This is a genomic window from Streptomyces seoulensis (assembly GCF_022846655.1).
Taxonomy (GTDB): Bacteria; Actinomycetota; Actinomycetes; order Streptomycetales; family Streptomycetaceae; genus Streptomyces.
The window spans coordinates 6,441,015-6,467,507 of the sequence record NZ_AP025667.1 but is presented as its reverse complement, the minus strand read 5'-3'; the positions used below and the strand labels follow the sequence as shown (position 1 = coordinate 6,467,507).

26 protein-coding genes are annotated in these 26,493 nt (G+C 72.5%); 16 read left to right on the top strand and 10 right to left on the bottom strand.

Annotation, left to right across the window (positions count from 1 at the left end; all coding sequences use genetic code 11):
* Window positions 1-58 precede the first annotated feature (58 nt).
* Window positions 59-472 (bottom strand): pyridoxamine 5'-phosphate oxidase family protein, encoded by a 414-nt coding sequence (locus HEK131_RS29745; RefSeq protein ID WP_217465025.1) that lies wholly within the window; start codon window positions 470-472, stop codon window positions 59-61.
* 115 nt (window positions 473-587) lie between these two features.
* Between HEK131_RS29745 and clpB the strand changes: the two genes are divergently transcribed.
* Both clpB and HEK131_RS29735 read left to right on the top strand, forming a co-directional pair.
* On the top strand, window positions 588-3,185 hold the full coding sequence (clpB, locus tag HEK131_RS29740; RefSeq protein ID WP_244451867.1) for an ATP-dependent chaperone ClpB: 2,598 nt from the start codon (window positions 588-590) through the stop codon (window positions 3,183-3,185).
* 172 nt (window positions 3,186-3,357) lie between these two features.
* On the top strand, window positions 3,358-3,888 hold the full coding sequence (locus HEK131_RS29735) for a YbjN domain-containing protein (RefSeq protein WP_217465022.1): 531 nt from the start codon (window positions 3,358-3,360) through the stop codon (window positions 3,886-3,888).
* A gap of 67 nt (window positions 3,889-3,955) precedes the next feature.
* Here HEK131_RS29735 and HEK131_RS29730 read toward each other — a convergent pair whose 3' ends face one another.
* A complete protein-coding gene (locus HEK131_RS29730) occupies window positions 3,956-5,143 on the bottom strand; it encodes a pyridoxal phosphate-dependent aminotransferase (RefSeq protein ID WP_244451866.1) in 1,188 nt (395 codons plus the stop codon).
* A gap of 877 nt (window positions 5,144-6,020) precedes the next feature.
* On the opposite strand from HEK131_RS29730, the gene HEK131_RS29725 reads away from it, so the two are divergent.
* The 7 genes from HEK131_RS29725 to HEK131_RS29695 all read left to right on the top strand — a co-directional run bounded on the left by HEK131_RS29725 (window position 6,021) and on the right by HEK131_RS29695 (window position 13,311).
* Window positions 6,021-6,548: a DUF2617 family protein gene (locus HEK131_RS29725; protein ID WP_217465020.1), complete on the top strand. Its 528-nt coding sequence runs from the start codon at window positions 6,021-6,023 to the stop codon at window positions 6,546-6,548.
* Between the two features lie 79 nt (window positions 6,549-6,627).
* The gene (locus tag HEK131_RS29720) at window positions 6,628-8,265 is read left to right on the top strand and encodes a polyamine aminopropyltransferase (protein ID WP_244451865.1); all 1,638 of its coding nucleotides are present in this window, start codon (window positions 6,628-6,630) and stop codon (window positions 8,263-8,265) included.
* A 101-nt stretch (window positions 8,266-8,366) separates the two neighbouring features.
* A complete protein-coding gene (locus HEK131_RS29715; protein WP_244451864.1) occupies window positions 8,367-9,185 on the top strand; it encodes an SRPBCC domain-containing protein in 819 nt (272 codons plus the stop codon).
* A gap of 51 nt (window positions 9,186-9,236) precedes the next feature.
* Window positions 9,237-10,025, top strand: a complete 789-nt coding sequence (locus HEK131_RS29710; protein WP_244451863.1) for an aldose 1-epimerase — start codon at window positions 9,237-9,239, stop codon at window positions 10,023-10,025.
* A gap of 10 nt (window positions 10,026-10,035) precedes the next feature.
* Window positions 10,036-10,587, top strand: a complete 552-nt coding sequence (gene pyrE, locus HEK131_RS29705) for an orotate phosphoribosyltransferase (RefSeq protein ID WP_244451862.1) — start codon at window positions 10,036-10,038, stop codon at window positions 10,585-10,587.
* Between the two features lie 150 nt (window positions 10,588-10,737).
* A complete protein-coding gene (gene fbaA, locus HEK131_RS29700) occupies window positions 10,738-11,760 on the top strand; it encodes a class II fructose-bisphosphate aldolase (protein ID WP_217465015.1) in 1,023 nt (340 codons plus the stop codon).
* 84 nt (window positions 11,761-11,844) lie between these two features.
* The gene (locus HEK131_RS29695) at window positions 11,845-13,311 is read left to right on the top strand and encodes an MFS transporter (protein WP_244451861.1); all 1,467 of its coding nucleotides are present in this window, start codon (window positions 11,845-11,847) and stop codon (window positions 13,309-13,311) included.
* Window positions 13,312-13,333: 22 nt separating this feature from the next.
* Here HEK131_RS29695 and HEK131_RS29690 read toward each other — a convergent pair whose 3' ends face one another.
* Both HEK131_RS29690 and HEK131_RS29685 read right to left on the bottom strand, forming a co-directional pair.
* Window positions 13,334-13,753, bottom strand: a complete 420-nt coding sequence (locus HEK131_RS29690) for a DUF3151 domain-containing protein (RefSeq protein ID WP_217465013.1) — start codon at window positions 13,751-13,753, stop codon at window positions 13,334-13,336.
* Window positions 13,750-15,168, bottom strand: a complete 1,419-nt coding sequence (locus HEK131_RS29685) for a glycosyltransferase family 39 protein (protein ID WP_244452179.1) — start codon at window positions 15,166-15,168, stop codon at window positions 13,750-13,752. Before HEK131_RS29685 ends, HEK131_RS29690 begins: the two co-directional genes overlap by 4 nt.
* Before the next feature lie 484 nt (window positions 15,169-15,652).
* Here HEK131_RS29685 and HEK131_RS29680 point away from each other — a divergent pair, with 484 nt between their 5' ends.
* The 3 genes from HEK131_RS29680 (at window position 15,653) to HEK131_RS29670 (ending at window position 18,780) form a co-directional block, all read left to right on the top strand.
* Window positions 15,653-16,513, top strand: coding sequence for a tryptophan 2,3-dioxygenase family protein (locus HEK131_RS29680; protein WP_217465012.1), 861 nt, complete (start codon window positions 15,653-15,655; stop codon window positions 16,511-16,513).
* Window positions 16,506-17,699 carry a kynureninase gene (gene kynU, locus HEK131_RS29675; protein WP_244451860.1) on the top strand — a complete coding sequence of 398 codons (1,194 nt, stop codon included), beginning with the start codon at window positions 16,506-16,508 and terminating at the stop codon, window positions 17,697-17,699. Before HEK131_RS29680 ends, kynU begins: the two co-directional genes overlap by 8 nt.
* Before the next feature lie 184 nt (window positions 17,700-17,883).
* Window positions 17,884-18,780: an alpha/beta hydrolase gene (locus HEK131_RS29670; protein ID WP_244451859.1), complete on the top strand. Its 897-nt coding sequence runs from the start codon at window positions 17,884-17,886 to the stop codon at window positions 18,778-18,780.
* A 2-nt stretch (window positions 18,781-18,782) separates the two neighbouring features.
* Here the strand turns inward: HEK131_RS29670 and HEK131_RS29665 are convergent, their stop codons facing one another.
* Window positions 18,783-19,004: a DUF7489 domain-containing protein gene (locus HEK131_RS29665; protein WP_244451858.1), complete on the bottom strand. Its 222-nt coding sequence runs from the start codon at window positions 19,002-19,004 to the stop codon at window positions 18,783-18,785.
* Window positions 19,005-19,114: 110 nt separating this feature from the next.
* Here HEK131_RS29665 and HEK131_RS29660 point away from each other — a divergent pair, with 110 nt between their 5' ends.
* Together HEK131_RS29660 and HEK131_RS29655 are read left to right on the top strand one after the other, a co-directional pair.
* Entirely contained in the window at window positions 19,115-20,323 is a 1,209-nt protein-coding gene (locus HEK131_RS29660; protein WP_244451857.1) for a cytochrome P450, read from the top strand.
* Between the two features lie 64 nt (window positions 20,324-20,387).
* On the top strand, window positions 20,388-20,720 hold the full coding sequence (locus tag HEK131_RS29655; RefSeq protein WP_244451856.1) for a hypothetical protein: 333 nt from the start codon (window positions 20,388-20,390) through the stop codon (window positions 20,718-20,720).
* Here the strand turns inward: HEK131_RS29655 and HEK131_RS29650 are convergent.
* Both HEK131_RS29650 and HEK131_RS29645 read right to left on the bottom strand, forming a co-directional pair.
* Window positions 20,701-21,399, bottom strand: a complete 699-nt coding sequence (locus HEK131_RS29650; RefSeq protein ID WP_244451855.1) for a DUF4097 family beta strand repeat-containing protein — start codon at window positions 21,397-21,399, stop codon at window positions 20,701-20,703. The genes HEK131_RS29655 and HEK131_RS29650 overlap by 20 nt on opposite strands.
* 215 nt (window positions 21,400-21,614) lie before the next feature.
* Window positions 21,615-22,403 carry a diacylglycerol kinase gene (locus HEK131_RS29645; RefSeq protein ID WP_244451854.1) on the bottom strand — a complete coding sequence of 263 codons (789 nt, stop codon included), beginning with the start codon at window positions 22,401-22,403 and terminating at the stop codon, window positions 21,615-21,617.
* Window positions 22,404-22,591: 188 nt separating this feature from the next.
* Between HEK131_RS29645 and HEK131_RS29640 the strand changes: the two genes are divergently transcribed.
* Window positions 22,592-23,875 (top strand): adenylosuccinate synthase, encoded by a 1,284-nt coding sequence (locus HEK131_RS29640; protein ID WP_217465005.1) that lies wholly within the window; start codon window positions 22,592-22,594, stop codon window positions 23,873-23,875.
* Between the two features lie 90 nt (window positions 23,876-23,965).
* A complete protein-coding gene (locus HEK131_RS29635) occupies window positions 23,966-24,157 on the top strand; it encodes a hypothetical protein (protein WP_217465004.1) in 192 nt (63 codons plus the stop codon).
* Window positions 24,158-24,184: 27 nt separating this feature from the next.
* On the opposite strand, the gene HEK131_RS29630 is transcribed toward HEK131_RS29635, so the two are convergent.
* The 3 genes from HEK131_RS29630 to HEK131_RS29620 all read right to left on the bottom strand — a co-directional run bounded on the left by HEK131_RS29630 (window position 24,185) and on the right by HEK131_RS29620 (window position 26,492).
* The gene (locus HEK131_RS29630; protein WP_161147858.1) at window positions 24,185-24,835 is read right to left on the bottom strand and encodes a hypothetical protein; all 651 of its coding nucleotides are present in this window, start codon (window positions 24,833-24,835) and stop codon (window positions 24,185-24,187) included.
* Between the two features lie 117 nt (window positions 24,836-24,952).
* Window positions 24,953-25,645 (bottom strand): GntR family transcriptional regulator, encoded by a 693-nt coding sequence (locus HEK131_RS29625; protein ID WP_217465002.1) that lies wholly within the window; start codon window positions 25,643-25,645, stop codon window positions 24,953-24,955.
* Window positions 25,646-25,766: 121 nt separating this feature from the next.
* The gene (locus HEK131_RS29620) at window positions 25,767-26,492 is read right to left on the bottom strand and encodes a TetR/AcrR family transcriptional regulator (protein WP_217465001.1); all 726 of its coding nucleotides are present in this window, start codon (window positions 26,490-26,492) and stop codon (window positions 25,767-25,769) included.
* Window position 26,493: the final 1 nt, after the last annotated feature.

The window sequence follows — 26,493 nt, the reverse complement described above, 5'->3', positions numbered from 1 at the left end:
CTGCAGTTTCTGCGCATATTTCGGGGCATGCGCCCTCCGGCCAAGTGGCCGAAACTGCTCAGCCGTTGCCGAGCGCGCGTTCCACCTCGATCTCGATGGCGACCCGCAGGGGGTTCTCCCGGGGCTCCCGGCCGTACCGCTCGGTGAACCGCCGCTCCGCCTCCGCGACCGCCTCCCGGTCCTCGCGCACCCGCGCCCGCCCCTCCAGGGTGGCCCAGCGCCGGCCGTCCACCTGGCACACCGCCACCCGCGCGCCCTCGGGTCCGGCCGCGCGTACGTGCGCGGCCTTCGCGCTGGTGCCGCTGGTGATGACGCGGGCGATCCCCGCCTCCGGGTCCCAGGTCACGCACACCGGCACCACGTGCGGGCTGCCGTCCCGGCGCGGGGTGGTGAGTGTGCTCAGGTGCCGCTCCCGCCAGAAGCCGACGTACGACTCGTCCGGCGCGTCCAGGTCTACGGAATATGTGGCCATGGCCGAAACCTAGCCAACCTGAAGTTCCCGCCGCTTAATTGAGCGCACCCGACTCAAGTTTGTGTACACTGGTTAAGTCATCAGTGGAGTAGTGGCGGAAGGGGAGAACACGCACGTGGACGCCGAGCTGACCAACAGGAGCCGGGACGCGATCAACGCCGCGAGCCAGCGGGCCGTGACGGAGGGGCACCCCGACCTGACGCCCGCTCACCTGCTGCTCGCTCTGCTCGCGGGCCAGGACAACGAGAACATCACCGACCTGCTCGCCGCCGTCGGCGCCGACCCGGCCGCCGTGCGCACCGGCGCCGAGCGCGCCCTCGCCTCGCTGCCCAGCGTGACCGGCTCCACCGTCGCGCCCCCGCAGCCCAGCCGGGAGCTGCTCGCCGTCCTCGCGGACGCGGACGAGCGCGCCGGGGACCTCGGGGACGACTACCTCTCCACCGAACACCTGCTGACCGGTCTCGCCGCGAAGGGCGGCGCCGCCGGGGAAGTGCTCCGAGAGCAGGGAGCCACCGCCAAGAAGCTGCAAGACGCCTTTCAGAAGGCCAGAGGAGGACGCCGCGTGACCACCGCCGACCCCGAGGGTCAGTACAAGGCCCTGGAGAAGTTCGGCACCGACTTCACCGCCGCCGCCCGTGAGGGCCGCCTCGACCCGGTCATCGGCCGGGACCAGGAGATCCGCCGGGTCGTGCAGGTGCTGAGCCGCCGCACCAAGAACAACCCCGTCCTCATCGGTGAGCCGGGCGTCGGCAAGACCGCCGTGGTCGAGGGGCTGGCCCAGCGCATCGTCAAGGGCGACGTGCCGGAGTCCCTGAAGGACAAGCGGCTGGTCTCGCTGGACCTCGGCGCGATGGTCGCGGGCGCGAAGTACCGCGGTGAGTTCGAGGAGCGGCTCAAGGCCGTGCTCTCGGAGATCAAGGACTCCGACGGGCAGGTCATCACCTTCATCGACGAGCTGCACACCGTCGTCGGCGCGGGCGCCGGGGGCGACTCCGCGATGGACGCGGGCAACATGCTCAAGCCGATGCTGGCCCGCGGCGAGCTGCGCATGGTCGGCGCGACCACGCTGGACGAGTACCGCGAGCGGATCGAGAAGGACCCCGCGCTGGAGCGGCGCTTCCAGCAGGTGTTGGTCGCCGAGCCGAGCGTCGAGGACAGCATCGCGATCCTGCGCGGTCTCAAGGGGCGGTACGAGGCGCACCACAAGGTGCAGATCGCGGACAGCGCGCTGGTGGCCGCCGCGACCCTGTCCGACCGGTACATCACCTCGCGCTTCCTGCCCGACAAGGCGATCGACCTCGTGGACGAGGCCGCGTCCCGGCTGCGCATGGAGATCGACTCCTCACCCGTCGAGATCGACGAACTCCAACGCGGTGTCGACCGGTTGCGGATGGAGGAGCTGGCGATCGGCAAGGAGACCGACCCGGCCTCCCGCGAGCGCTTGGAGCGGCTGCGCCGCGACCTCGCCGACAAGGAGGAGGAGCTGCGCGGGCTCACCGCCCGCTGGGAGAAGGAGAAGCAGTCCCTCAACCGCGTCGGTGAGCTGAAGGAGCGCCTGGACGACCTGCGCGGCCAGGCCGAACGCGCCCAGCGCGACGGCGACTTCGACACCGCCTCCAAGCTGCTGTACGGGCAGATCCCGGAGCTGGAGAAGGAGTTGGAGGCCGCCTCGGCCGCCGAGGAGGAGGCCGCCAAGGACACCATGGTCAAGGAGGAGGTCGGCTCCGACGACATCGCGGACGTCGTCGCCGCCTGGACCGGCATCCCGGCCGGCCGCCTGCTGGAGGGCGAGACGCAGAAGCTGCTGCGCATGGAGGACGAGCTGGGCAAGCGGCTCATCGGCCAGGGCGAGGCCGTACAGGCCGTCTCGGACGCGGTCCGGCGTGCGCGCGCCGGGGTCGCGGACCCGGACCGGCCCACCGGCTCCTTCCTCTTCCTCGGCCCGACCGGCGTCGGCAAGACCGAACTCGCCAAGGCGCTCGCGGACTTCCTCTTCGACGACGAGCGGGCCATGATCCGCATCGACATGTCGGAGTACGGCGAGAAGCACAGTGTCGCCCGCCTGGTCGGCGCGCCTCCCGGCTACGTCGGGTACGAGGAGGGCGGCCAGCTCACCGAGGCCGTGCGGCGGCGCCCGTACAGCGTGGTGCTGCTGGACGAGGTGGAGAAGGCGCACCCCGAGGTCTTCGACATCCTGCTCCAGGTGCTGGACGACGGCCGCCTGACGGACGGCCAGGGCCGCACCGTCGACTTCCGCAACACCATCCTGGTGCTCACCTCCAACCTGGGCAGCCAGTACCTGGTCGACCCGGGGCTGGACGAGGCGGAGAAGCGGCAGCGGGTGCTGGACACGGTGCGGGCCTCGTTCAAGCCGGAGTTCCTGAACCGGCTGGACGACCTGGTGGTGTTCTCCGCGCTCGACGAGGCGGAGCTGGCCCGGATCGCCCGCCTCCAGATCGACCGGCTCGGCCGGCGCCTGGCGGAGCGGCGCCTCACCCTGGACGTCACCCCCGAGGCCCTGGCATGGCTCGCGGAGGAGGGCAACGACCCGGCGTACGGCGCCCGCCCCCTGCGCCGCCTGGTCCAGACGGCCATCGGCGACCGGCTCGCCAAGGAGATCCTCTCCGGCGAGATCAAGGACGGCGACACGGTCCGGGTGGACCGGTCCGAGGAGGGCCTGAAGGTGGCTCCGGCCACCGGAAAGACCCTGTAGTAGGGGCCCCGCGCGTTTGCCGGGAGGGCTCGGGTGTCACTCGTCGAGGAGACGCGCGGCACCCGAGCGCGGACCGCGTGTCCGCCCGTGGCTGACAGGCCGCGCCGGGGCTTGCCACGGACCTCCCCTTCTGGGGGAGGATGGCGGAATTCCGTACGAAGGGAAAACCACGGTGAGCATCGACCCGTCCTCGATTCCGAACTTCGGGGGCCAGCCCGAGCAGCAGCCGCAGGGACCGGCGGGCCCCGTCCTCCCGGATCAGGACCTCGTGAAGCAGCTCCTGGACCAGATGGAGCTGAAGTACGTCGTGGACGAGGAGGGCGACCTCGCGGCGCCCTGGGAGCAGTTCCGCACCTACTTCATGTTCCGTGGGGAGGCCGAGCAGGCCGTCTTCTCCGTGCGGACCTTCTACGACCGCCCGCACCAGATCGAGGAGAAGCTGCGCCTGCTCGAGTCCATCGACGACTGGAACCGGCGCACCCTGTGGCCCAAGGTCTACACCCACACCCACGACGACGGCACGGTCCGCCTCATCGGTGAGGCCCAGATGCTGATCGGCACGGGCGTCGACCTGAACCACTTCGTCTCCTCCACGGTGAGCTGGGTCCGCGCGGCCATCGAGTTCGACAAGTGGCTCGCCGAGCAGCTCGGCCTCGAGCAGGAGATCGACGACGCGGAGGACTCCGGCGGGGACGTGGAGTAGTCCACACCGGATTCCGCAGAGGCCGAGGGCCGGGGCGCGCGTTCTGCCGCCCCGGCCCTCGGCCGTGTCAGACCAGCCGGCGGAGGCGGTCGGTGGCCTCCCGGAGGACTTCCGGCTTCTTGCAGAACGCGAAGCGGACGAACGGGGCGCCCGCCTCGCGGTCGTCGTAGAAGACGGCGTTGGGGACGGCGACGACGCCCGCGCGCTCCGGGAGGGCGCGGCAGAAGGCGAAGCCGTCCTTCTCGCCGAGGGGGCGGATGTCCGTGGTGATGAAGTAGGTGCCCGCGGGGCGGAAGACCTCGAAGCCCGCTTCCGCCAGGCCCGTGGCGAGGATGTCGCGGCGGGCGAGCATGTCGCGCCGGAAGCCGTCGAAGTAGGAGTCGGGCAGCGCCAAGGCCTCGGCGACCGCGTACTGGAACGGGCCCGCCGAGACGTAGGTGAGGAACTGCTTCGCCGAGCGGACCGCGCTGACCAGGGCGGGGGCGGCCGTGATCCAGCCGACCTTCCAGCCGGTGAACGAGAACGTCTTGCCGGCCGAGCCGATCGTCACCGTGCGCCCGCGCATGCCGGGGAAGCCGGCCAGCGGCAGGTGTTCGGCGTCGTCGAAGACCAGGTGTTCGTAGACCTCGTCCGTCACCACCAGCAGGTCGCGCTCCACCGCCAGCTCGGCGATGGCGGCCAGCTCCTCGCGGGTCAGCACCGTGCCGGTCGGGTTGTGCGGGGTGTTGATCAGCAGCAGGCGGGTGCGGTCGGTCACGGCCGCGCGCAGCTCGTCCAGGTCCAGCCGGAAGCGGCCCTCCGACGGGCGCAGCGTCACCGGCACGCGCCGCCCGCCCGCCATGGCGATGCTCGCCGCGTACGAGTCGTAGTACGGCTCCAGCGCGACCACCTCGTCGCCCGGCTCCAGCAGGGCCAGCAGGGTCGCGGCGATGGCCTCCGTGGCGCCCGCCGTGACCAGCACCTCGGTGTCGGGGTCGTACGCCAGCCCGTACCGGTGCTGCTGGTGCGCGGCGATCGCCTGGCGCAGCTCCGGCACGCCGGGACCCGGCGGGTACTGGTTGCCGCGGCCGTCGCGCAGCGCCCGTACGGCCGCTTCCCTGATCTCCTCGGGGCCGTCCGTGTCGGGGAAGCCCTGGCCGAGGTTGATCGCGCCGGTGGCCGAGGCCAGGGCGGACATCTCGGCGAAGATCGTCGTCCCGAACTCGGCGAGCCGGCGGTTGAGGTACGGACGTGCGGTGGAGGTCATGCCGGCCATCCTGCGCCCAAGCTCTGGACTTCCTCAACTCGGCTTTGGCGTTCTTCGTGGGCGGGCATCCCCCGGTCACCGCGCGGTGCGCGGGTACGGACGAGGCGCCCACGGGGGGCCGCTTCGGGGGAACGGAAGGAGGGGGGACGCCATGGTCATCGGCATCATCCTCGTCGTGGTGGTGGTCCTGGTCGGTACGTCCGCGCTGCGGGCGCGGCGGCGCAGGTGGGGGCGGCAGCGGGTCTCGCCGGGTACGGCGCGTTCGCTGCGTGGCGGTTCGGGCTCGTCGGCCGCGTCCGCCGGGGCGGCCTCGGCGCACGACAGCGGGTCGAGCTGGTGGGTCTGGGGCGGCGACTCCGGGTCCTCTTCCGGTGGGGGGCACCACGGGGGCCATCACGGGGGCCACTCGTCCTGCGGGGGCGGCCACTCGTCCTGCGGAGGCGGGTCGTCCTGCGGGGGTGGCGGGGGCTGCGGGGGCGGTAGCTGAGCCGTGGGGCGCGGCCGGGGCGGGGGCTCCGGTCGCGCCCCGGCGGCGGCGGTGCGGCCACCGGCGTGATCCGGCTGCCCTCGGCGGTCTCCATGTGGCCGAAACGCGTAGCGGGGCGGCGCCCCGGGCGTGGGAACCGGCGGAGCCGCGTGCTCCGCGCTCGGCGTACGCCGTAGTTGAACAGTTGAGCTGTGGAGCCCTCTGAGGGATGGAAACCCTCCGAACTTGGGTAAAAACGCTGTGGCACGGCCAGTGTTCGTGATTCCCTCTAAAACACCACCTCAAGCCCTCGGACGTCCCATGGACACCGCTTCTCCAGCCGGGCCGACCTGGCCGAATCGCCCGGTGTCACCGAGGTGCGCCGGACCACCCCTCCTCGTGTGTTAGCGGAGCCGATCCATGCTCACGACCCTGAACACGTCCTACACCGACACGCGCGCTGCCGACCTGGCCTGGGCCCTCGGCCGCGAACCGCTCCCGGCCCTGGCCACCCTCGATCTGGAACTGGGCCGGGCGAAGATGCAGTTGAGACTGCTCGGCGCCTCCCACCAGGTCCTCCTGGAGGAGGACCGGGGCAGTTGCTCGGAGACGGTCGCGTGCATCCCCGGCTCCTCCACCCCGCTCCCGCTCGGCGTCGCCAAGCGGGTCGGCGACTGGGAGTACGAGTTCGCGGCGCGCGTGGAGATGCTCACGCCGGGCTCGTTCGCGGGCCGCGCCCAGGAGTTGCTGGCCCTGGTCTCCGACCATCCGCACGGCCTGGCCGGGGTGTTCCCCGGCAGCCCGCACGCCTTCACCGCGATGCTGGCCCAGTGGCACGAGGGTCAGGTGAGCTGGCGCACCTGGCACGCGTACCCGCAGGACGGGCAGTTGGTGGCGACCCGCACCCGTGTCGGGGTACGGGTCCCGGCGGGGCAGGGGGCCGGGTAAACCAACCGGTCTGCCTGACGGGGAGTTTCCACACGTGTGGGTGACGAAGCGTCCTGCGGCGGTGACGTAACGTCGCAGCGTGATCGATCCGCACGCCCCCGTGTCCCCGGGTGCCCCGCCCTGGACCGAGCCCGCGCGGCTGCCCGTGGAGCCCGGTACCGGGCGGTTCCTGGTGCTCGCGTGCGTCTTCGTCTGCGCGGCCTGCGGGCTGGTGTACGAACTCGAACTCGTCGCCTTCGCCTCGTATTTGATCGGTGACTCGGTCACCCAGGCGTCCGTGGTGCTGTCGGTGATGGTGTTCGCCATGGGTATCGGCTCGCTCGCCGCGAAACGGCTGCGCTGGCACGCGGCCGTGGGCTTCGGCGCGATCGAGACCCTGCTCGCGCTGGTCGGCGGGTGCAGCGCGATGTCGCTGTACGCGGTGTTCGCGTGGACCGGCGGCTGGGGCGGGATCTGGGCGGACGGGCCGCGCTGTCTGCTGGTCGGATTCTCCCTGGCCATCGGCCTGTTGGTCGGTGCCGAGGTGCCGTTGCTGATGGAGCTGATCCAGCGCATCCGGCGCCAGGACGCGGGCGGCGCGGTGGCCGACCTGTTCGCCGCGGACTATGTGGGCGCGCTGGTCGGCGGACTCGCCTTCCCCTTCGTACTGCTGCCGTTCCTGGGCCAGTTGACCGGCGCGCTGCTCACCGGGTCGGTGAACGTGGTCGCCGGGAGCGCGCTGGTGCTCGGGCTGTTCCGCCGGGACCTGACCCGGCGCGCCCGCTGGACGCTGCTCGCCGCCGGGCTCGCGGTGCTCGGGGTGCTCGCCTCGGCCGCCGCGCTCGCCGGTGACTTCGAACGGGCCGCCCAGCGCGCGGTGTACGGGCCGGACGTCCGGGTGGCCGCGCAGACGGACGTCCAGGAGGTGGTCCTCGCCGGGGGCACGGGCGGCAGGCCGCTCGACCTCTTCCTGGACGGGAGGCTGCGCGTCGGCGGCCGGGACGAGCGGCGCTACCACGAGGCGCTGGTCCACCCCGCGCTCTCCGGCCCGCACCGGCGGGTGCTGATCCTCGGCGGCGGGGACGGCCTGGCCGCGCGGGAGGTGCTGCGGCAGCCGGGGGTGGCGCGGGTGGACGTGGTCGAACTCGACGCCGGACTGGTCCGCCTGGCCCGCCGCGACCCCGGTCTCTCCGCCCTCAACGCCCACGCGTACGACGACCCGCGCGTGCGCGTCACCACGGCGGACGCGCTGAGCTGGCTGCGGCGGGCGCCGGCCGGGCGGTACGACGTGGTCCTCGCGGACCTGCCCGACCCCGGCATCACGGCGAGCACGAAGCTGTACTCCCAGGAGTTCTACGGCCTGACCCGCCGCGTCCTGACCCCCGGCGGGCGCCTGGCCGTGCACGCCGGCCCGGTCACCGCCCGCCCCCGCGTGTTCTGGACGGTCGCGGCGACCCTGCGCGCGGCGGGCTTCTCCGCCACCCCCTACCGCGTCCCGGGCCAGGACTCGGGCTTCGCCACCGGCCCGGACCGCTCGGCGGGCCCCTCAGGAAGCCCTCCGGACTGGGGCTTCCTCCTCGCGTCACCGGGCCCCCGAGCCCCCCGTCCCCGGCTGGCGTCCTCCGGCTCCCGGCCCCGCACCCTGACGGAACGGGACCTGAGGACGGACGTGGCGGCCGCCAGGATCACCCGGCTCCCCGGCCTGCCCCCGTCGACGCTGGCACATCCCCGGTACTGATGCTCCATCCCCGGTACTGAGGCTCCTCGACGGCCCTGGCGGTCCCCGTTCGCCGCCGAGGGCAGGTGAATTCCGGGCCGCACTGGGTAGGCTCGGCCAACATGGAGCTCCAGGTCTTCGTTCCGGTTCCGGCCGGCCGGCTCAGGGAGGCCCTCACGGATGCCGTGAGGGTGGCCCGCGCGGTGCCGGGACTTCAGCAGGACGCCGGGGCGGAACCCGTCGCCGGCCGGCTGAAGCTGCGGGTCGGCGGGCACTCGGTCACCTACCGCGGCACCCTCGCGGTCAGCGGGCGCGCCGACGGCACGTTCGCGGTGCGCGGTGACGGCACCGAGTCCCGGGGCACCGGCACGGTCACGCTCGCCCTCACCCTGAGCCTCGCCGCCGCCGAAGGCGGTACGACGGTCACCGTGGGCGGCACCGCCAAGGCGGACGGCCGCCTCGCCGAACTCCCCGGCGAAGCGGTGACCCAGGCTGCCAACCGCCTCCTCACCCGCACCCTGGAAACCCTGGCGGCGGGTTCCGCCGAGAGCACCGGGCAGGAGCGGGCGGCGCGGGCCGACGACCAGCGGACCGGCACCGACGACGGCCCGCACCCCAGAGTCTTCGACACCGAAGTCCCCCCGCCCGCCCTGGAGCCCGACGAGGCCGAGGCGATCCCCGACACCGTCGTCCCCGACGCGATCCCGGACGGCTTCGAGGTCCGCTCCGAGCCTCCGGCCGAGGCCGCCCACGCGCGCCGGACGATGATCGGCCGCAGCGCGGAGGAGGTCGACCACGCCCCGCCGCGCGGCCGCTACGCCCCCGTCCCCGCTCCCCAGACGGTCACCGGCAACCCGGCCCTGCGCTGGGCCGCCCCGGCTGCGGCGGTGGCCGTCGCCTCGGCGATCGTGGTGGCACGGGCCCTGCGCAAGCGCCACTGAGCACCCCCCACCGCCCCTCCCGCGCCCCGCGGGGACCAGTAGGGTCGTCCCGTGAGTAACGGAGAGATCACGCTGGCCGCGGGTGACGCGGAGGTACGGGTCCTGCCCGGTAACGGGGGACGGATCGGCGGGCTGCTCGTCGGTGGCACGGAGCTGCTGCGGCAGGGGGAGCGGTTCGGGTGCTTCCCGATGGTCCCCTGGTGCGGGCGGATCAGGGACGGACAGTTCCTGGACGGCGGAGTCGTACGGCAGATGCCGCTCAACTCCCCGCCGCACGCCATCCACGGCACCGCCCGCGACGGTGCCTGGCGCACCGCGCGCAAGTCGGCCGACGAGGCCGTCCTCACGTACGAACTGACCGACCCCTGGCCGCACACCGGCCGCATCACCCAGATCGTCAGCCTCGGCGAGGACAGCCTGACGCTGACCATGTCCGTGGAGACGTACGAGGATTCGTTCCCGGCGCAGATCGGCTGGCACCCCTGGTTCAACCGGAACCTGGGCGGTGAGGACGTGCGGCTCGACTTCACCCCGGCCTGGCAGGAGGAGCGCGGCGAGGACCACCTGCCCACCGGCAACCGCGTCGAGCCGAAGCCCGGCCCCTGGGACGACTGCTTCGGCATGCCCGACGGCGTCGACGTGCGCCTGACCTGGCCCGGGCAGATCGAACTGAAGGTGACCAGCCGCGAGCAGTGGGCCGTCGTCTACGACGAGCAGGACGCCGCCGTGTGCGTCGAGCCGCAGACCGGCCCGCCCAACGGGCTGAACACCGCGCAGCGCCTGGTCACCCCGCTGGAGCCGCTGGAGGCGTCCACCACCTGGACCTGGCGCCGCCTCTAAGCTGGGCGGTATGACGACGGACGCGCGTGGCGAACTGCTCCAGCAGATCAAGGACAAGGCCGTGGTGTACGGCAAGGTGACCCTCTCCTCGGGGCTGGAGGCCGACTACTACGTCGACCTGCGCCGCATCACCCTGGACGGCGAGGCCGCCCCGCTGGTCGGCCAGGTGCTGCTGGACCTCACCGCCGACCTGGACTTCGACGCGGTGGGCGGTCTGACCATGGGCGCCGACCCGGTGGCCGCCGCCATGCTGCACGCGGCGGCCGCGCGCGGGCAGAGGCTGGACGCTTTCGTGGTGCGCAAGGCGGCGAAGGCGCACGGCCTTCAGCGCCGCGTCGAGGGGCCGGACATCGCGGGCCGCCGGGTGCTGGTCGTCGAGGACACGTCCACCACCGGTGGTTCGCCGCTGACGGCGGTCGAGGCGGTGCGCGAGGCCGGTGCCGAGGTCGTCGGCGTCGCCACGATCGTGGACCGGGCGACCGGCGCGGCGGAGAAGATCGAGGCCGGGGCGGGCGTTCCGTACCGGTTCGCCTTCTCGAAGGATGAACTGGGGCTGGACTGACGGCCCGCTTGGGGCTGGACTTCTCCCCGGCCGCCAGGCCGTCCGGCAGGGCCGGTCTGGAAAGATGGGGCCGACGCTGACGTCGCCCCCAGGGTCCAGGTCAGGGCCGCATATCGCAGAACGCCAACCCGCAACACGAGGAGCGGACAGATGCCCATCGCAACTCCCGAGGTCTACAACGAGATGCTCGACCGGGCGAAGGCAGGCAAGTTCGCCTACCCGGCCATCAACGTCACGTCGAGCCAGACCCTGAACGCGGCGCTGCGCGGCTTCGCCGAGGCGGAGAGCGACGGCATCGTCCAGATCTCGACCGGTGGTGCCGAGTTCCTCGGCGGCCAGTACAGCAAGGACATGGTGACCGGCGCGGTCGCGCTCGCGGAGTACGCGCACATCCTCGCCGAGAAGTACCCGGTCAACATCGCGCTGCACACCGACCACTGCCCCAAGGACAAGCTGGACGGCTACGTGCGTCCGCTGCTCTCGCTGTCCGAGGAGCGCGTGAAGGCCGGGCGCAACCCGCTCTTCCAGTCGCACATGTGGGACGGCTCCGCCGAGACTCTCGCGGACAACCTCTCGATCGCCCAGGAGCTGCTGGAGCAGGCCCGCCGCGCGAACATCGTGCTGGAGGTCGAGATCACCCCGACCGGCGGTGAGGAGGACGGCGTCACGCACGAGATCAACGACTCCCTCTACACCACGGTCGACGACGCGATCCGTACCGTCGAGGCGCTGGGCCTGGGCGAGAAGGGCCGCTACCTGCTGGCCGCGTCCTTCGGCAACGTGCACGGCGTGTACAAGCCGGGCAACGTGGTGCTCCGCCCGGAGCTGCTGAAGGAGCTGAACGACGGCGTGGCCGCCAAGTTCGGCAAGCAGTCGCCGTTCGACTTCGTCTTCCACGGCGGCTCCGGCTCCTCGGAGGAGGAGATCCGCACCGCGCTGGAGAACGGCGTCGTGAAGATGAACATCGACACGGACACCCAGTACGCCTTCACCCGTCCGGTCGCCGACCACATGTTCCGTCACTACGACGGTGTGCTGAAGGTCGACGGCGAGGTCGGTGACAAGAAGCAGTACGACCCGCGCACCTGGGGCAAGCTGGCCGAGGCGGGCATGGCGGGGCGCGTCGTCGTCGCCGCGAACAACCTGCGGTCGGCGGGCAACAAGATGAAGTGACCCTCCCGTGGTCCCCATAGGGGGCCCGGCACCCTGTTCGCAGGGGCCGGGCCCCCTACGCGTATCCGGGGTATACCTGAGGGCATGCCCGATGTCCGGCTGGCCTCCACCAAGGGCCGGTGGATCCTGCTGACCACCGTGCTCGGCTCCAGCATGGCCCTGCTGGACTCGACGGTCGTGAACGTGGCGCTGCCGCGCATCGGCCGCGACCTCGACGCGAGCCTGGCGGCGCTGCAGTGGACGGTCAACGCGTACATGCTGACGCTGGCCGGGCTGATCCTGCTGGGCGGTTCGCTGGGGGACCGGTACGGGCGCCGGAGGGTGTTCGTCATCGGGGTGGTGTGGTTCGCGGCGGCCTCCCTGGTGTGCGGTCTCGCGCCGGACCCGAACGTGCTGATCCTCGCGCGGGCCCTGCAGGGGGTGGGCGGGGCGCTGCTCACGCCGGGCTCGCTCGCGCTGATCCAGGCGTCCTTCCATCCCGACGACCGCAGCCGGGCGGTGGGGCTGTGGTCCGGGTTCGGCGGGGTCGGCGCCGCCATCGGGCCGTTCCTCGGCGGCTGGCTGGTGGAGGGGCCGGGCTGGCGGTGGGTGTTCCTGCTGAACGTGCCGGTGGCGCTGATCTGCGTACCGGTGGCGCTGCGGCACGTACCGGAGTCGGACGCGGGGCCGGCGCACGGGCGGTTCGACGTCCTCGGCGCGGCGCTCGGCGCGGTGTCGCTGGCGCTGCTGACGTACGCGCTGATCGAGGCGCGGTCGGGGTCCGTCGCGGTGATCGTGACGGCGGTGGCGGGCGTGGCGGCGGCGGTTGCCTTCGTGTACGTCGAGCGGCACCGGCCGGATCCGATGCTGCCGCCGGCCATCTTCGCCTCACGGCAGTTCACGGCGGTCAACCTGGTCACGCTGTGCGTGTACGCCGCGTTCGGCGGCTTCTTCTTCCTCACCGCGCTGCAGCTCCAGGTGGTGGCGGGCTACTCACCGCTGGGCGCCGGTACGGCCCTGCTGCCGCCCACGATCCTGATGCTGCTGTTCTCGTCCCGCTCGGGTGCCCTGGCGGACCGCACGGGCCCCCGCCTGCCGCTGACCGTGGGCCCGCTGCTCTGCGCGGCCGCGATGCTGCTGATGCTGCGAGTGGGCCCGGACGCGAACTACCTGGCGGACGTGCTGCCGGCGCTCCTGGTCATGGGCGCGGGCATGGTCACCCTGGTGGCGCCCCTGACGGCGACGGTCCTGGCCTCGGTGGACACCGCCCGCGCGGGCCTGGCGAGCGGCATCAACAACGCGGCGGCACGGGTGGCGGGCCTGGTGGCGGTGGCCGCCCTCCCCCTGCTGACCGGCATGGGCCCGGACGCCTACCGCTCCCCGCCGGCCTTCGACGCGTCCTTCGACAAGGCGATGCCGATCTGCGCGGCGGTCCTGGTGGCCGGCTCGGTCCTCGCCTTCACCCTGATCCGCCATCGCCCCACCCCGGACTGCCCCCACCCGGAGTGCAGGACGCACTGCAGCCTGACGGCTCCGCCGCTGGAGCAGGGGACGGTCGGCCGGGAGGCGTGACTCCCGGCCGACCGGACACGAGTCAGCGCTTCAGCTCCTCGTAGGCTTCCTCGCTGCTGTCCTGCAGGAACTGCCAGCAGCGGTCGCCCTCTTCCTTCTCGTCGATCGCGTCGGCCGCGCGGGCGAGGGCCGCGAGGCAGCGGAGGAAGCCGCGGTTGGCGCGGTGGTCCCAGGGGATGGGGCCGTGGCCCTTCCAGCCGGCGCGGCGCAGGGCGTCGAGGCCGCGGTGGTAGCCGGTGCGGGCGTAGGCGTACGACTCGACCACGCGGCCGGCCTCGAAGGCGTCGTCGGCGAGCATGGCCCAGGCGAGGGAGAACGTGGGGTACTTCGCCACGACCTCGGCCGGGGACCGGGAGTCCTCGCCCAGCAGGCGGTACGCCTCTTCGTTCTCGGGCAGGCGGGTCGGGTCCGGGCCGCCGAACAGGTTCTTGTGCGTAGTCATGGCTGAAGTCTGCCACTACGGGACGGACCCCGACCGGGCTCCGGGAGGCGTTCGTAGACGGTCACCCTGCGGCCGCGTACGGTCTCGTCCGCGACCGGTGTGAAGTACGCGCGCAGCGCGGCCTTCTTGGCCTTGTCCCGGCGGGCCGAGGCCGGCTTCGCCACGTCCGGCGCGTCCGTGACCAGCACGATCCGGGCGCAGTGCGGGATCGCGGTGGCGATGCGCCCGGGGGTCGCCTCCACGCCCTTCAGGGTCCCGGAGGCCACCGGGGACTCGGCCAGGGCTATGTCCCGCAGGCCGGTGAAGGCACCGGGGGAGACCAGAGCGGTGTCGCGGCGGGCGGCCGGGATGAAGAGGACGGCGTCGCCGGGGCGCTTCAGGTGGTGGACACGGTCGGCCGCCGCCAGTACGTCGTCCACGCGGCTCTCGGGGGAGCGTCTGGCCAGGGAGTAGGGGAGGAGCGCCGCCGTCGCCGCCAGCAGGGCCAGCGGAAGGATCAGCGTCGCCGCGCGCAGGAAGCGGGGGCGGGCCGCGTGGACCGCCGTGGCCAGTGCGGTGCCGATGAGTAGGGCGAGGCCGAGGTGGCCGAAGAGGATGTAACGGTCGAGGAACAGGGGCTTGAACAGGGATACCGCTGCCAGGACGACGAGCGGGACGGCCAGCAGGGGCAGCGCCACCGCCGTCACCGAGGGGGCGCCCGGCCGGGGGCGGTCCAGCAGGGCCCCCAGGGTGCCGATCGCCAGCAGGATCGCCGGGCCGATCAGCATGTGCCAGGTCAGGGGCGGTATCCAGGAGATCTGTTCGGACTGGCGCAGGCTGAAGAGGATCAGCGGTGCCGTCCCCGCCACGGCGACCGCCGAAACCGCCGCCCAGCGAGCCCACGTGCCCGGTCGGGCCCGCACCCGGCACAGCGTCACCGCGTGCGCGGCCAGTACCAGCAGGGAGAGCCAGTTCAGCAGCCCGCACAGCAGGACCGTCACGCCGTACGCCGCCCAGCGCCAGGGAGCGGGCCGCTCCAGCAGCCCCACCAGCAGCAGCGTCGACACCGCCGCACCCGCCATGACCAGCGCGTACGGCCGCCCCTCCTGGAGGTGGAACTGCACGGCGGGCAGCAGCCCGAGGGCCAGTCCCGCGCCCAGCCCGGCCCGGTTCCCGGCCAGCCGCTGCCCGATGGCCGTCACGCAGGCCGCCGCCACCGCCATGGCCAGCACGGAGGGCAGCCGGAGTGCCGTGGTGCCGGGGCCGAAGCAGGTGAAGACGGCGTGCATCAGCAGGTAGTACAGGCCGTGCACGGCGTCGACCTGGCCGAGCAGGTGCCAGATGTCGGCGGTGGAGCGCCGGGCCACCTGCCAGGTCGCCGCCTCGTCCCGCCACACGCTGTGCTCCCGCGACAGCCCCCACAGCCCGAGGCCCATGGTCCACAGCGCCGGGAGCACCCACAGGCCCCCGTGCCCGGCGTTCCGTACGGGAACCCCCGTAAGTCTCGTGCGGACCTCCAGCGAGGTCACGACCCCGCCCCCGCAAAAGCGCACAGCACAGCCCGCACCCCTCCCCCGATACGCGCGAGCCCGCACTCCCCCGTGCCCCCATGACACCGACCGGCACTCACGCCCCCGCCCGCGACCCTAGGTGATCTCATTCAGGAAGAGAACGGTCTCTTACGGTCAACAAGCCGCCCCGCCACGGCCTGCAGGCCCGCCCCGCCACGCCGGGCAAGCCGCCCCGCCAAGCCCAGCAGGCCCGCCCCGCCACGGTCTGCGGGCCCCCCGCCAAGGCCGGCGCAGCGTCCCGCCTTGCCGTATCCCATGCGATTGCGGAGGATTCCCGTTGGGGACCGGGGCCCCCGTGCCGGCATCGGCAGGGGCGGACCGCTACCCGGAGTTGCTACAGGAGACAGCGATGTCCCACCAGGCTCACCCCCCTTCCCAGGCCGCCGAAGAGGCCGCTGAGCCCGAGACCCCGCATCTCGACTTCGCCGGTACGACGCCGTACGAGGACTACGTCCGGGCCGACGTGCTCACCCACCTCCAGCACACCCTCTCCGACGACCCCGGAGAGATGGTCTTCCTGGTCACGACCCAGGTGATGGAGCTGTGGTTCACGGTGATCACGCACGAGTGGGAGACGGCCGCGAAGGCGCTCCGCTCGGACGACGTGCCCACCGCCGTGGCCGCGCTGAAACGTTCCGTACGGGAGCTGGACGCGCTCAACGCCTCCTGGCGCCCGCTGGCCCAGCTCACCCCGGCGCAGTTCAACTCGTACCGCTCCGCCCTCGGGGAGGGCTCGGGGTTCCAGTCGGCGATGTACCGCCGCATGGAGTTCCTGCTCGGCGAGAAGTCCGCGTCGATGCTCGTCCCGCACCGGGGTACCCCGCGCACGTACGCCGAGCTGGAGAAGGCGCTGTGCGAGCCGAGTCTGTACGACGAGGCGGTACGCCTCCTCGCCCGCCGGGGCCACGCCATCCCGGACGAGGTGCTGCAGCGGGACGTGTCCCAGCGGTACGAGCCCGCCGACGCGGTCGAGGCGGCCTGGACGGCCGTCTACTCCGGTGACCCCGACGCCGACCTCGCCCGGCTCGGCGAGGCGCTGACGAACGTCGCCGAGCTGGTGTGGCGATGGCGCAACGACCATCTGGTGGCGACCCGCCGCGCGATGGGCGCCAAGGCCGGCACCGGTGGCTCGGCCGGAGTGGCCTGGCTGGAGAAGCGGGCCCGCAAGAACGTGTTCCCCGAGCTGTGGACGGCGAGGTCCCATGTCTGACCGTACGGAAGCGGCGCTGCGCGCCGAGGAGTTGGACGCGGCCGACGAGCTGGCCGGGCTGCGTGACCGGTTCGTCCTCGACGAGGGCGTGTACCTGGACGGCAACTCGCTCGGCGCGCTCCCCGCGCACGTCCCCGACCGGATGCGGGACGTACTGGAGCGCCAGTGGGGCGAGTTGCGCATCCGCTCCTGGGACGAGTCCGGCTGGTGGACCGCGCCGGAGCGGATCGGGGACCGGATCGCACCCCTGATCGGCGCGGGGCCGGGACAGGTCGTCGTGGGCGACTCGACGAGTGTCAACGTCTACAAGGCACTGGTGGCCGCCGTCCGCATGGCGGGGGAGGGCCGGGACGAGATCCTGGTCGACGCGACGACGTTCCCGACGGACGGGTACATCGCCGAGTCGGCCGCGCGGATGACGGGCTGCGAGCTGCGCCCGCTGACCCCCGCCGAGATCCCGGCCGCCCTCGGCCCGCGCACGGCGGCGGTCCTGCTCAACCATGTCGACTACCGCACCGGCCGCCTGCACGACCTGCCCGCGCTGACGGCGGCCGTCCATGACGCCGGTGCGCCGGTCGTCTGGGACCTGTGCCACAGTGCGGGCGCGCTCCCGGTCGGGCTGGACGAGCACGGGGTGGACCTGGCCGTCGGCTGCACCTACAAGTACCTGAACGGCGGCCCCGGTTCGCCCGCGTACCTGTACGTCCGCGGCGATCTCCAGGACCGTTTCGACTCCCCCCTGCCGGGGTGGAACTCGCACGCCGAACCCTTCGGGATGAACCCCGAGTACACCCCGGTGCCGGGCGCGCGGCGCGGCCGGGTCGGCACGCCGGACATCCTGTCCATGCTGGCGCTCGAAGCGGCGCTAGAGGTGTGGGACGGGGTCTCGGTGGACGCCGTGCGGGCGAAGTCGCTGGCCCTGACGGACTTCTTCCTGGACTGCGTGCGCGCGTACACCGAGCCCGGCCGGGTGGAGTGCGTGACCCCGCTGCGGCACGAGGAGCGGGGCAGCCAGGTCGCGCTGCGCTGCGCGGACGCCGGTGAGGTGATGAAGCGGCTGATCGACCGGGGCGTGGTGGGCGACTTCCGCCACCCGGACGTGCTCCGCTTCGGCTTCACCCCGCTGTACGTCGGTTTCGCGGACGCGGAGCGGGCGGCGCGGGTGCTCGGAGAAGTGCTGGCGTAGGCGCGGTAACGGTGCGCCGGGGGGCTGTGCGGAGGGACGAACTCCGCACAGCCCCCTTTTGCCTCACCCTGGGTGACATCCCCGTGTCCGCGCACGTCACGGGCCTGATACCGTCCCGGCCAACGGCCGAATCCCCACCCTGGCCCGGTCCGCCAAACCCCCTACGTAGCTGGAAGGTTGGAGCATGCCGGAGGACGCTAGCGCAGCCCGTGCCGCCGCCGAGGAGGAGTCGGCGTTCTCCCATCCGCCCGTCGACCCCGACGCGAGCGCCCCCTACGGGGACCACCCCGACCAGGTGATCGACTTCTACGCCCCGCGCACCGGGACGGCGGCCGCGCCGCTCGTCGTGGTGCTGCACGGCGGGGCGTGGCGGGCGCGGTACGACCGGCGGCACATCACGCCGTTCGCGGACTTCCTGGCGCGGCGCGGATTCGCCGTGGCGAACGTGGAGTACCGGCGTGGCGGGCCCGGCATCCCGGCGCAGAACACGGGCGCGGAACCCGCGTCCTCCGTACCCCCGGCGGGCCGCTGGCCGGAGACCTTCGACGACGTCGCCGCCGCGCTGGACGCACTGCCTGAGCTGGCCCGTGAGGCGCTGCCGAGTGCGGACGCCCGGCGCGTCGTCCTCACCGGGCACTCGGCGGGCGGGCACCTCGCGCTGTGGGCGGCGGCCCGGCATGTCCTGCCCGCCGACTCGCCCTGGCGCACCGATCGTCCGGCACCGCTGCGCGGGGTCGTCGCGCTGGCGCCGATCGCGGATCTGGGGATGGCGGCGAAGCTGGAGGTCTGCGACGGAGCGGCGGTGCAACTCCTGGGCGGACAGCACTCGTTCGCGGAGCGTCTTCCCTACGCGGACCCCGCGCTGCTCCTGCCCACCGGCATCGCCACGACCCTGGTCCAGGGGCGCGCCGACCTGGATGTCCCCCACGAGGTGGCGGAGTCGTACGCCGACGCCGCGGCGAGATCGGGCGAGGTCGTGGGGGTCACGCTGCTGGAGGACGTCGGCCACTTCCCGCTGATCGATCCGGCGGCGGACGCGGCGGCCGTCGTGGCGGAGGAGATCGCCCAACTGGCTTTCTGAGGCTATGCCTTGACCGGGTCGTCGCCGGGGCGCTTGACGAGGCGGTCGCCCACGGCCACGTCCTTCCATAGCCGGCGGCCGATGCGTACCTTCTTGGAGTCGCCGTCGCTCAGGCGGAGTTCGACGAAGTGGTACATGTTCGAGCCGTCGAGCATGCCGCGTGACTTGTCGGTGACGACGCCTTCCCAGGCGTCGTCCTGTCCGGGTTTGCGCGATTTGAACATGGGTCGAGTCTAGGAAGGCGAGGGGGCGCGCGGGCAGTGCCGAGGGGCACCTCCTGGGGATGACACATGTCATCTACCCCGGTGGTGCCGGCACGTACTAGCGTCCCCCCATGGGCACCACCTTCGACCCCTGGTCACCGGAGTTCCTCGCCGACCCCTACCCGGCCTACGCGGAGCTGCGGGCGCGCGGCCGGGTGATCCGGTACGAGCCGACGGACCAGTGGCTGGTGCCGCACCACGCCGACGTCTCGGCGCTGCTGCGGGACCGCAGGCTGGGGCGTACGTACCAGCACCGGTTCACGCACGAGGAGTTCGGCCGGACCGCGCCGCCGCCGGAGCACGAGCCGTTCCACACGCTCAACGACCACGGCATGCTCGACCTGGAGCCCCCGGACCACACCCGCATCCGGCGCCTGGTCTCCAAGGCGTTCACCCCGCGCACGGTGGAGCGGCTGCGGGGGTATGTGCACGGCCTGGCCGACGAGTTGGTGGGCGACCTGGTCGCGGCGGGCGGCGGCGACCTGCTGGCGGACGTGGCGGAACCGCTGCCCGTCGCGGTGATCGCGGAACTGCTGGGCATCCCCGAGGCGGACCGGGCGCCGCTGCGGCCCTGGTCGGCGGACATCTGCGGGATGTACGAGCTGAACCCGTCCCCGGAGACGGCGCGGCGGGCGGTACGGGCGTCGGTGGAGTTCTCGGAGTACCTGCGGACCCTGATCGCCGCGCGCCGCGCCGAACCCGCCGACGACCTGATCTCGGCGCTGATCGCCGCCCACGACGAGGGCGACCGCCTCACCGGGCAGGAGATGATCTCCACGGCGGTGCTCCTCCTCAACGCCGGTCACGAGGCGACGGTCAACGCCACGGTGAACGGCTGGCACGCCCTCTTCGAGCACCCCGCCCAACTGGCCGCCCTGCGCGCCGACCACACCCTGGTCCCCACGGCGGTCGAGGAGCTGCTCCGCTACGACACGCCTCTCCAGCTCTTCGAGCGCTGGGTCCTGGACGACATCGAACTGGCGGGCACCACGATTCCCCGGGGCGCCGAACTGGCCCTCCTCTTCGGCTCGGCCAACCACGACGAGACGGTCTTCGACGACCCGACGAGCCTCGACCTGTCGCGCGGGGACAACCCGCACATCTCCTTCAGCGCGGGCATCCACTACTGCATCGGCGCCCCGCTGGCCCGCCTGGAGCTGGGAGCCTCCATGAAGGCGCTGCTGCGGCGGGCCCCCACCCTGACCCTGGCGGCGGAGCCGCTGCGCAAGCCGGGGTTCGTGATGCGGGGTCTTGAGGAGCTGAAGGTGACCGTCGCCTGACGGCGGCGGCCTCAAGTTACGCTCCCGGTAAGCGGATTCCCGGAAGCGAGTGGTGAGGCGGACGATGGTCAGGGAGCTTTACGAGGTCCGGCTGCCGGACGCCGAGGACGCACCCCTCCCGCTCACCGACGACGAGGAACGGCGTTACCGGGAGCTCCTGTTCAGGGAGCTCGGCAACGAGATCTCCGAGCGGGGCTGGGTGCGGTATCCGGCTCACACCCCGCAGGAGCGGCGCCGGCTGGTCGAGGTGGCCGGGCGGCTCGGGGAGTACTGGGGGCAGCGGGTGTTCGTGGAGGCCGAGGACGTGACCCGGCTGCGGCTCTGCCTGGCCGGGTACGAGACGGCACCCGGCGTGCTTCCCCAGGTCGCTCCGCGGCCTACGCCACACCGACCTTGATGTTCCCGCCCCCGGTGCGGATGGTCACGTGGTGCGGGGAGGAGGGGTCGGTGGGGACCGAGATGTCGCTCCGGCCGCCGTCCGTCGTGGCCTTCACCGTGTAGGGGGTGCGGGGGAGGCTCACCGTCACGTTCCCGCCGCCCGTCTCGGCGTCCAGGGCCGACGGGGGCCTGGTCAGGGCCGCTTCGATGTTGCCGCCGTCCGTGCGGGCGGAGAGGTTCTTCGGGGCCGCGTCGGTGACGTGTACGTTGCCCCCGCCCGTGCGCGCCTTCATGTCCCCGTCCACGTTCCGGACGGTGATGTTGCCGCCCTCCGTGTCCAGGGTCAGGGTCGCGCCGGGAGGCACGGACACCGTGTAGCTCACGCCGCAGTCGTCGCAGCTCGGGGCGGTCAGGGTGAGGCGGCCGTCGCTCACGGAGTGCTCGGTGCGGGGCTTGTCGTGGGCGTAACGGATCTTCTCCGTGACCCGCGCGCCGGGCCCGTCTCCGGCGAGCACGTCGATGTCGCCGCCCTTCGTCGTGACGCTCAGCGCGCTGACCTTCGCGTCGACCCCGTACTGCGAGGTCGACGACTTGTCCTGCACGGCACACCCCCCGAGCGCGCCCCCCACCAGGACCGCGGCCCCCAAGGCCATGAGCAGACGGCGTCCGGGCAAGGTACGGGTCGGCTTGGCGTGCATGTTTCCCCCTCGGCTCCACCGGCACCGCGCACCGGCTTCCCACAGGTAGCAGGTGCCGGCCGTCGCCGAGGTGGAACGGCTTGATCCCGGCGCAGGAACGACGCGAACCGGACAGCCGAGCCGTGCCTGCGTGCTGCGGTGCCGTCCCATACCCAGCCCCGCGAACTCGTCCCCGCTCACGCCCACGCTCGGGTTTGCCGGCGGCGCCTGACCCCCTACGCCGGCACCACCAACCCCCAGGCCCCCTCCGCCACCCGCCAGGTCCTCCGCCGTACCGGGCCGGAGGTCTCCGCGTCGGCCCGGTAGTGGAAGTCCTCCCCCGTCACCGTGACCGTGCGGCCGCAGGAGCGGAGGGTGGAGGCTTCGGCGCCCAGGGACACCGGGCGGATCTCCACCTCCGCGACGCCCCGCGTCCCCGGTGTCACCGACACCGACTCCACCGGGCGGTCCAGGTCGATCACCGTGACGCCGTCGACCTCGACCCGGAGCCGGGCGGGCCGGACGGCGAGGGTGCGGACCAGGGTGCGCAGCCAGGGGCGGGCGCCCACGCCCACCGGCTCGGCGGGGACGGACGCGGGAGGTATGCCCAGCGAGCCGAGCACGACGCCGTCGCTGTCGTCCACCAGCAGGTCCAGCCGCCGGGACACCCCGTCCAGCACCGCCCGCGCGGAGGCGACCGGTCCGCCGGGCACCCCCAGCGAGCGGGCCAGGCCGGCGGAGCCGACCGGCACCACCGACAGCGCGCATCCGGCCAGCTCGCGGTTGCGGTGCAGCAGCCCGACCGCTCGCACGAGTGCTCGGTCGTCGCCGATCACCACCGGCCGCCGGGACCCCCGCCGCCCGAGCGCGCGGGCGAATTCCTCCGGCCCGTCCGGCAGGCACACCTTGGCCGCCGCACCCGCGCTGAGCACGTCTTTCGCTATCCGCACGGACTCCCCGTCCGTGTGCCTGGCCGCCGGATCGATGATCACAAGGAGCTGATCGGACGTCGCGGAAGTCGCCACCTCGGTCCTGCCTCGCTTCCTCGGGTAGCATCTTTGTGCAAGAGCCCCTTGCGCTATTGCGCCAGGGGCTTCGTCTATTCCGGGGCATCCGGTCCGACGGTCGTGCGGCCAAAGGCGGTCGCGGTGGTAAGCGGCGTACGCCCACACCCCGACCATGGACATGCCCCGCCCGGAAGGGGTGTACGCGCGTGCCCGCACTTGTGCTGCTCGGTGCTCAGTGGGGTGACGAAGGCAAGGGGAAGGCTACCGACCTGCTCGGTGGCTCGGTGGACTATGTAGTGCGCTATCAGGGCGGCAACAACGCCGGCCACACGGTCGTCGTGGGCGACCAGAAGTACGCGCTCCACCTCCTCCCTTCCGGAATCCTCTCCCCAAGCTGTACGCCGGTCATCGGCAACGGTGTCGTCGTCGACCCGTCGGTCCTGCTCTCCGAGCTGAGCGGTCTGAACGAGCGCGGCGTCGACACGTCGAAGCTCCTGCTCAGCGGAAACGCGCACATCATCACGCCGTACCACGTCAGCATGGACAAGGTGGCGGAGCGTTTCCTCGGCAAGCGCAAGATCGGCACGACCGGCCGGGGCATCGGCCCGACCTACGCGGACAAGATCAACCGCGTCGGCATCCGGGTCCAGGACCTCTACGACGAGTCGATCCTCGAGCAGAAGGTGGAGGCCGCGCTCGACGTCAAGAACCAGGTCCTCACCAAGCTGTACAACCGCCGCGCCATCGCCGCCGACCAGGTGGTCGAGGAGCTGCTGGGCTACGCGGAGAAGCTGAGGCCGTACGTCGCCGACACCGTCCTGGTCCTGAACCAGGCGCTCGAGGACGACAAGGTCGTGCTGTTCGAGGGCGGTCAGGGCACCCTGCTCGACATCGACCACGGCACGTACCCCTTCGTCACCTCCTCCAACCCGACCGCCGGCGGTGCCTGCACCGGCGCGGGTGTCGGCCCGACGAAGATCAGCCGCGTCATCGGCATCCTCAAGGCGTACACCACCCGTGTCGGCGCCGGTCCGTTCCCGACCGAGCTGTTCGACGAGGACGGCGAGGCGCTGCGCCGCATCGGTGGCGAGCGCGGTGTCACCACCGGCCGGGACCGCCGCTGTGGCTGGTTCGACGCGGTGATCGCCCGCTACGCGACCCGCGTCAACGGCCTCACCGACTTCTTCCTCACCAAGCTGGACGTGCTGACCGGCTGGGAGGAGATCCCGGTGTGCGTCGCGTACGAGATCGACGGCAAGCGCGTCGAGGAACTCCCGTACTCGCAGACCGACTTCCACCACGCGAAGCCGATCTACGAGACCCTGCCCGGCTGGTCCGAGGACATCACCAAGGCGAAGTCCTTCTCCGACCTGCCGAAGAACGCGCAGAACTACGTGAAGGCGCTGGAGGAGATGTCCGGCGCCCCGATCTCCGCGATCGGCGTGGGTCCGGGCCGGGACGAGACGATCGAGATCAACTCGTTCCTGTAGGCCGCACGCTCCGCACGGGTACGCCCGCCGGTCCGCCCTATGGGCGCGCTCGGCGGGCGTTCCGCTGTCCGGCGCGGTGCAATCTCTTCCATGAGCGGCGACCGGAACACCTGCGGAGGGCCCTACGGCGAGGGGTCCGGGTGCGGGGACCCCGTGGTGTTCGAGGTCGGTCGGTACAACCGGCCGCCGCTGCTGGTGTGCCCGCTGCATCTCGGCCCGTCCCTGCTGGTGGGGACGGGCGTCCTGTGGCCGCCGGTGATCAGCCTCGTCGGACGTCCGTGAGAGGCGCTCGCACGGCCGTGCCGAGGATCAACTGAAGACGATCATCGAGCCCTGGGCGAGGGAGCGGGTGGCGGCGGCGTGCAGGCCCAGCCAGACGTGCCGTTCACGGGCGAAGGGGCTCGGGTCGTACGGCGCGGGCACCGCGGGCTCCTCCAGCTCGGTGGGTGCCGAGGGGGGCGTCGGGGCGGCGGGCGGGTTGGCCGGATCGATGCCGATGGCCGGGGCGACCTGCTCCAGCTCGCGCAGCAGGGCGTGCGAGGAGCCCAAAGGGCCCCCTCCGGCGAGGAGTTCGTCGTTGGAGAGGGGCGCGGGGAAGTCGAGGGGGACGTAGGCGCCGGCGTGGTCGTAGTGCCAGACCAGGTGGGACTGCTGGGCGGTGGACTCGAACATCTCCAGCAACTGCTCGTAGTCCCCGCCGAGTTCGCCGACGGGCGTCACGGGGAGGCCGCAGAGCTGGAGGAGGTGCGCGCGGCGCAGGAAGTGCAGGGCGTCGTAGTCGAATCCCGCCACGGGGGCGACCTCGCCGTTGAGTCCCGGCATGTACTGGTAGACCGGGACCGGGGGGAGCCCGGCGGCGGACAACGCGTTGTTGTACACCGCGAGTTCCTCGGCGAACGGGTTGTCCGGCGTGTGGCACAGCACGTCCACGAGCGGCACCAGCCACAGGTCACAGGCCAAGGAAAACTCCTCGCATCGTCGCGCGCGAGCGGTCCCCTCGCACAGCGGGTGGACAAGGAAGCGTAGTCCGTGCGGCGCACGGGGTCGCCCTTCGGGGAGCGCCGGGGTGCGCGGGGGCTACTCTCCGGCCAGTTCCTCGACCATTTCCAGGGCGTGGGCGTTGGCCGCGGCGACGATCGCGCGGGCGCCCTCGGGGTCGTGGCGGGACAGGGCGTCGACCAGGTCTATGTGGCCGGCCCACAGGCGGCCGCGGGCCTCGGGGAGGCGGCGGAGGTGCTGGACCGCGCAGACCCAGGAGCGGACGCGGAGGCGGTGCAGGAACTCGGCGAGGTAGGGGTTGCCGAACAGCACGCTCAGCTCGCGCCAGAAACGGAGGTCGTAGCCGATGAGGACGGTGAGGTCCCCGGCCGCGTTCGCCCGCTGCGCCTCCTCGCCCCGGCGCCGTACGGTCGCCAGCGCGGCTGCGGTGTCCGGGTCGTCCGGGGTGGCGAAGGCGGAGTGCCCCTGGCTGAGGACGCGGAACATGCCCTCGGTGACCAGTGAACGGGCCTCGATCATGCCCCGGTAGTCGTCCAGGGAGTACTCCGGGACCCGGAATCCCCGGTGGTGGTCGGCCTCCAGCAGGGCCTGCGCGGACAGGTCGACCAGGGCCTCCCGCACGGGCGTCGCGGACACCCCGTACTGGTCGGCTATCTCCTTGACGGTGAACGCCCGCCCCGGCAGCAGTCGCCCGGCCAGCACCTCGTCACGCAGCGCGTCGGCGATCTGCTGCCGCAAGGTACTGCGCGTCACAGCGCCGTAGCCGGGCATCGTCCCGGAGTCTCCTCACACGAATGGGGCCGGTCTCGTACGCACGTGCCTATTTCCACTACCCCTTACGAGCACGTCACCTTACGCGTTCACCCCTGCCGGGCATCAGCCCCGGTGCCCTTTATGTGCGGAGGTCCTGTGTGAGGCCGTCGATCATCAGGCCCACGGTGAAGTCGAAGCGGTCGTGGCCCGCGCCCGCGGTCAGCTCGGCCGCGTGCCGGATGGTGTGCGGGAAGGTCTCGGCGGGCAGCGCGGTGAAGCGGCGTACCAGTTCGTCCCGGTCGGCCGGCCAGACCGCGTCGCCCTGCTCGGACCTGCGGTGCGCGACGGAGAGTTCGAGACAGTAGGCGGCCACGTAGAGCAGCAGCGCGTCGATGGCCCAGGCGGCCCGCTGCGGGGCGATGCCGCCCGCCAGGAGGACCGCGAGCATGCCCTCGCCGACCCGCACGGTCTCCAGGTCGGTCGGCGCCATGGCGAGCGCGGCGCCGGAGATGCCGGGGTACTTCAGGTACTGGTCGCGCAACTGCTCGCACACGGCCCGGATCTGCTCCCGCCAGGCCGCCGGGTCGGGCTCGGGGAGGGCGAGCCTCGCGCACAGGCGGCCGATGAGCAGCTCGTCCAGGTCGGCCTTGTTGACCACGTGGGCGTAGAGCGAGGCGGGGCCGGTGTCGAGCGCGGCGGACAGCCGCCGCATGGTCAGGGCTTCGTAGCCCTCCGTGGCGATGATGCCGAGCGCGGTGTCGACCACCTGCTCCACGGTGATCGGGTCCTTGCGGCGCCGGGGCCTGGCCCCGGCTTCGGTGGGCGGCGGCTGGTGGCGTGCCGCGCGGCGCTCTCTCGCGTTCACA

Coding starts and splice junctions, on each gene's coding strand:
- HEK131_RS29745 (WP_217465025.1), bottom strand. CDS start 472: ATGGCCACATATTCCGTAGACCTGGACGCGCCGGACGAGTCGTACGTC.
- HEK131_RS29730 (WP_244451866.1), bottom strand. CDS start 5,143: ATGGCCGGCATGACCTCCACCGCACGTCCGTACCTCAACCGCCGGCTC.
- HEK131_RS29725 (WP_217465020.1), top strand. CDS start 6,021: ATGCTCACGACCCTGAACACGTCCTACACCGACACGCGCGCTGCCGAC.
- HEK131_RS29715 (WP_244451864.1), top strand. CDS start 8,367: ATGGAGCTCCAGGTCTTCGTTCCGGTTCCGGCCGGCCGGCTCAGGGAG.
- pyrE (WP_244451862.1), top strand. CDS start 10,036: ATGACGACGGACGCGCGTGGCGAACTGCTCCAGCAGATCAAGGACAAG.
- fbaA (WP_217465015.1), top strand. CDS start 10,738: ATGCCCATCGCAACTCCCGAGGTCTACAACGAGATGCTCGACCGGGCG.
- HEK131_RS29695 (WP_244451861.1), top strand. CDS start 11,845: ATGCCCGATGTCCGGCTGGCCTCCACCAAGGGCCGGTGGATCCTGCTG.
- HEK131_RS29690 (WP_217465013.1), bottom strand. CDS start 13,753: ATGACTACGCACAAGAACCTGTTCGGCGGCCCGGACCCGACCCGCCTG.
- HEK131_RS29685 (WP_244452179.1), bottom strand. CDS start 15,168: ATGGGCCTCGGGCTGTGGGGGCTGTCGCGGGAGCACAGCGTGTGGCGG.
- HEK131_RS29680 (WP_217465012.1), top strand. CDS start 15,653: ATGTCCCACCAGGCTCACCCCCCTTCCCAGGCCGCCGAAGAGGCCGCT.
- kynU (WP_244451860.1), top strand. CDS start 16,506: ATGTCTGACCGTACGGAAGCGGCGCTGCGCGCCGAGGAGTTGGACGCG.
- HEK131_RS29670 (WP_244451859.1), top strand. CDS start 17,884: ATGCCGGAGGACGCTAGCGCAGCCCGTGCCGCCGCCGAGGAGGAGTCG.
- HEK131_RS29665 (WP_244451858.1), bottom strand. CDS start 19,004: ATGTTCAAATCGCGCAAACCCGGACAGGACGACGCCTGGGAAGGCGTC.
- HEK131_RS29660 (WP_244451857.1), top strand. CDS start 19,115: ATGGGCACCACCTTCGACCCCTGGTCACCGGAGTTCCTCGCCGACCCC.
- HEK131_RS29655 (WP_244451856.1), top strand. CDS start 20,388: ATGGTCAGGGAGCTTTACGAGGTCCGGCTGCCGGACGCCGAGGACGCA.
- HEK131_RS29650 (WP_244451855.1), bottom strand. CDS start 21,399: ATGCACGCCAAGCCGACCCGTACCTTGCCCGGACGCCGTCTGCTCATG.
- HEK131_RS29635 (WP_217465004.1), top strand. CDS start 23,966: ATGAGCGGCGACCGGAACACCTGCGGAGGGCCCTACGGCGAGGGGTCC.
- HEK131_RS29625 (WP_217465002.1), bottom strand. CDS start 25,645: ATGCCCGGCTACGGCGCTGTGACGCGCAGTACCTTGCGGCAGCAGATC.